The organism is Mesorhizobium sp. M7A.F.Ca.US.014.04.1.1 (assembly GCF_003998745.1).
GTDB classification, from domain to species: Bacteria; Pseudomonadota; Alphaproteobacteria; order Rhizobiales; family Rhizobiaceae; genus Mesorhizobium; species Mesorhizobium ciceri.
On record NZ_RZRW01000530.1, the window covers coordinates 1 to 3888 of the forward strand.

A 3888-nucleotide genomic window follows, 5' to 3' on the forward strand; every position below is an offset into this window, starting at 1 on the left:
CCGCCTTGCGCACCGCCGACAGGCGGGCAAGATCCTCCGACCCGTGCGGCCTGCCGATCTTGACTTTCGAGCCGCGAAATCCCTTCGCCTTGGCGGCCAGCGCATCGTCGACCAGCGCCTGCGTCTCGATGTGCAGCCAACCGCCTTCGGTGGTGTAAAGCGGACAACGATCCTTGGCGCCGCCGGCCAGTTTCCACAAAGGCAGGTTTTGCTTCTTGGCCCGCAGATCCCAGAGTGCTGTATCGATGGCGGCGATCGCGATGGCGGTGATGGCACCGATGGTCGTGGCATGGGTGGCGAATTCGAGATCGTGCCAGATCGCCTCGATCATGTCGGGATCGCGGCCGATCAGGCGCGGCACCAGATGGTCCGAGAGCAGCCGCATCACCGACGAACCGCCGGTGCCGATCGTGTAGCTGTAACCGGTGCCGACCGCACCGTCGGAATCGGTGATCGTGACGATCGGCGTTTCCTGACTGACGAAGCTCTGGATCGCGTCGGTGCGCTTGACCTTGGGCACAAGGTCCACCATGCAAAGGTCGACTTTCTCGATTCTGGCCATGCCGATCAGCTCCGCAGTGTCTTTCCGGTCTCAGTGGCAAACAGATGCGCCTGCGACATGTCGAGGCTCATGGCGACCCGCTCGCCCGGCCGCAGTGGCCTCGGGTTCAGCATGCGCGACACCCAGTCCGTGCCGTTGAATTCAACGAACACCAGCGTCTCGTTGCCGAGCGGTTCGGTGACCGTGATCGGCAGCTCGATCTGGTGGACATCGGCCGCGCCACCGGAACTGATGCCATGGCCGGTCGGGTAGATGTCGTCCGGCCGCAGCCCGAACACCACCTTGTCGCCGGTCGTGACATTGGCCTTGAACTGAGCGGGCAGCGGCAGCCTTTCGCCGCTGGCGAAAACCATCTGGCCGTCATCGATCGTCGCCTCGTGCAGATTCATCGGCGGTGAGCCAATGAAGCCGGCGACGAAGCGCGTCGCGGGCCGCCGGAACACCTCGTCGGGCGTGCCGACCTGTTCGATATGACCGTCGCGCATGATGACGATGCGATCGGCAAGCGTCATCGCCTCGACCTGGTCGTGGGTGACGTAGATCACTGTCGACTGCACCTTGGCATGCAGCTTCTTGATCTCGGTGCGCATCTGCGTGCGCAATTTGGCGTCGAGATTGGAAAGCGGTTCGTCGAACAGAAACACATCGGGGTCGCGCACGATGGCGCGGCCCATCGCGACGCGCTGGCGCTGACCGCCGGACAGTTGCGACGGGCGGCGGTCGAGCAACGTGTCGAGGCCGAGGATGGCCGAGGCCTCGGCGACGCGGCGGTCCATGTCTTCTTTGGCGGCGCCGGCGATCTTCAGGGAGAAGCCGAGATTCTCGCGCACCGTCATGTGCGGATAGAGCGCATAGGATTGGAACACCATCGAGATGTTGCGCGAGCGTGGCGGCAAATCGTTGACGATGCGTCCGCCGATCTCGATCGAGCCGGCGCTGATTTCCTCCAGCCCGGCGATCATGCGCAGCGTCGTCGACTTGCCGCAGCCGGACGGGCCGACCAGCGCAATGAACTCGCGGTCGGCAATGTCGAGATCGATGCCGTGCACGATCCCAATAGTGCCGTAGCGCTTGGTCAGCTTGGTGAGGGTAACGGTTGCCATGGGATCAGCCTTTCACCGCGCCGGAGGTCAGGCCGCCGACAAGGTGTTTCTGGACTATGTAGGTGAGGGTGAGCGCCGGGATGATCATCACCACGGCCAGCGCGCACATGCCGCGCCAATCGATGGTGAACTCGGCCGTGTAGTCGAGCAGGCCGACCGGCAGCGTCTTGGCGCTCACCGAGCGGGTCAGCTGCGAGGCCAGCGCGAACTCGTTCCAGCAGGTCAGGAAGGCGAAGATCGCGGCCGACGCAATGCCCGGTCCGGCGAGCGGAAACTCGACCTGCCAGAACGCCTGCCAGCGGGTGCAGCCATCGATCTGCGCTGCTTCCGCGAGGTCCTTGGGCACCTGGCGGAAGAAGCCGTCGATCAGCCAGATGGTGAACGGCACGTTGAGCGCGACATAGGCGAGGATCAGCCCGAAATGGGTGTCGATGATGCCGAGCCGCACATAGAGGAAGAACAGCGGCAGCGAGAGCGCGATGCCCGGCACGGTGCGCGTCAGCATCAGGCCGAGGAAGACGCTCGATTTACCGCGAAAACGATAGCGGGCGAACGCATAGCCGCCTGCCATGCCGATGGCCACCGCAATCACCGTCGAGGTCACCGAGATGATCAGCGAGTTGCGGAAATATTCAATCACCGGGATGCCGCCCTTGCCGATGCCTGAGAACATCGCGACATAGGCGTCGAACGAAATCTCCTGTGGGATCCACACCGGTGGCTTTGCCATGATCTCGACCGTCGGCCGCAGCGACGACAGCACGATCCACAGGCCCGGCAGGCAGATGGTCAGCATCGCCAGGAACAGGCCGATGCGATAGATGATGCCGAGCAGCCGGCGCTTCAGGCGGGCGGAAGAATTCTCGTCCATCTTCACCACTCCGCACCGATCTGCGTGCGCGCCGCGGCGAGCTTGTTGAAGAAGTAGACGGTGAAGGCGATCGACAGCAGGATCGAAAAATAGGCCATGGCGTTGGCCATGCCCATGCGCCCGTCGCTGTAGGCGGTGCGGGCCACCAAGGTCCATAGCAGTTCGGTGCGGCCAGCCGGTCCGCCATCGGTCATGATCTTGACGATGTCATAGGCGCGCGCCACGTCGAGCGAACGGATGGTCATGGCGATGTAGGCGAAGGGCATGACGAATGGCCACGTCACATAGCGGAATGTCTGCCACGGCGTGCAGCCGTCGACCCGCGCCGCCTCGATCGGCTCCTTGGGCATGGCGAGCAGGCCGGCGAGGATCAGGATGGCGAAGATCGCCGTCGACGACCAGATCTCGGCGATCGAGATGGCGATGAAGGCGAGATGGCCCTCGATCAGCCACGGTATGGCGTCTCGCGTGATGCCGAGCGACTGCAGCGCATTGTTCACCAGGCCGATATTGTCGTTGAACATGAACTTGAATTGGAAGCCGACCAGGATCGGCGAGAACATCATCGGAAACATCATCAGCGTGCGCAGGATGCGCTGGCCGCGCGTCGCCTTCTCGACCAGCATGGCGAGGCCGAGCCCGAGCAGCATTTCGAGATTGAGCGCGATGGTCAGCAGCAGAACCGTGCGGCCGAAGGCCCACCAGAAGTCGGTGTTGGACAGGATCGAAAGATAGTTCCGGATGCCGATGAAGACGTAGAACGTTTCGGGCCGCGTCAGGCGGAACGGGGTGAAGCTCGAATAGAGCGACAGAAGCAGCGGCACCACCACCACCGCCGCCAGCACGATCATGGCCGGAAGCAGCAGCAGGAATGGCGCGGATGGCTTGAAGCCCTTCATCAGAATCCTTGAGTGTTTGTATTTGGACGGCGGTGCGTTGGCTGGGCGCGAAGGGTTAGCGTAAACCGCTGGCATCCCGCGCAACGCGATCGCCTCCCCCATTGCTGATGGGGGAGGCAGCCCTGGGAGCCGTTGCTAGAGCTTGCCGGCGTCCTGGAGGATTTGTGTCGCCTTGGCGGCGGCTTCATCCAGTGCCTGCTTCGAGGTCTTGTCGCCGAGGATCGCCGCCTGCAGCTCGGGATAGACGGCGTTCGAGATCTCGATCCATTCAGGCGTCTGCGGCACGGCGAAGGCGTGCTTGGCCTCTTCCTGGAAAGCGGTAAGAACCTCCTTCTTGTAAGGATCGTTTTCGGCCTGCTTCAGGTCCCAGTCCCAGACCGCGGTGCGGGTCGGCAGCGGACCGGCGGCGGCCTCGCGCTTCTGGCTGTCCTCGTTGGTCAGCCACCAAACCCG

3 protein-coding genes and 2 pseudogenes are annotated in these 3888 nt (G+C 63.4%); all 5 read right to left on the bottom strand.

The annotated features are described in order from the left end of the window. Nucleotides 1–562: pseudogene (locus EOA22_RS26755) on the bottom strand (mandelate racemase/muconate lactonizing enzyme family protein); the annotation flags it as partial. A gap of 5 nt (nucleotides 563–567) precedes the next feature. Then, nucleotides 568–1665, bottom strand: a complete 1098-nt coding sequence (gene ugpC / locus EOA22_RS26760; protein ID WP_063167542.1) for a sn-glycerol-3-phosphate ABC transporter ATP-binding protein UgpC — start codon at nucleotides 1663–1665, stop codon at nucleotides 568–570. Between the two features lie 4 nt (nucleotides 1666–1669). Next, complete coding sequence (locus EOA22_RS26765) at nucleotides 1670–2536, bottom strand: carbohydrate ABC transporter permease (protein ID WP_013533026.1); 867 nt, start codon at nucleotides 2534–2536, stop codon at nucleotides 1670–1672. A 2-nt stretch (nucleotides 2537–2538) separates the two neighbouring features. Then, nucleotides 2539–3435 (bottom strand): sugar ABC transporter permease, encoded by an 897-nt coding sequence (locus tag EOA22_RS26770; RefSeq protein ID WP_013533025.1) that lies wholly within the window; start codon nucleotides 3433–3435, stop codon nucleotides 2539–2541. Between the two features lie 135 nt (nucleotides 3436–3570). Then, a pseudogene (locus tag EOA22_RS26775) lies at nucleotides 3571–3888 on the bottom strand (sugar ABC transporter substrate-binding protein); the annotation flags it as partial.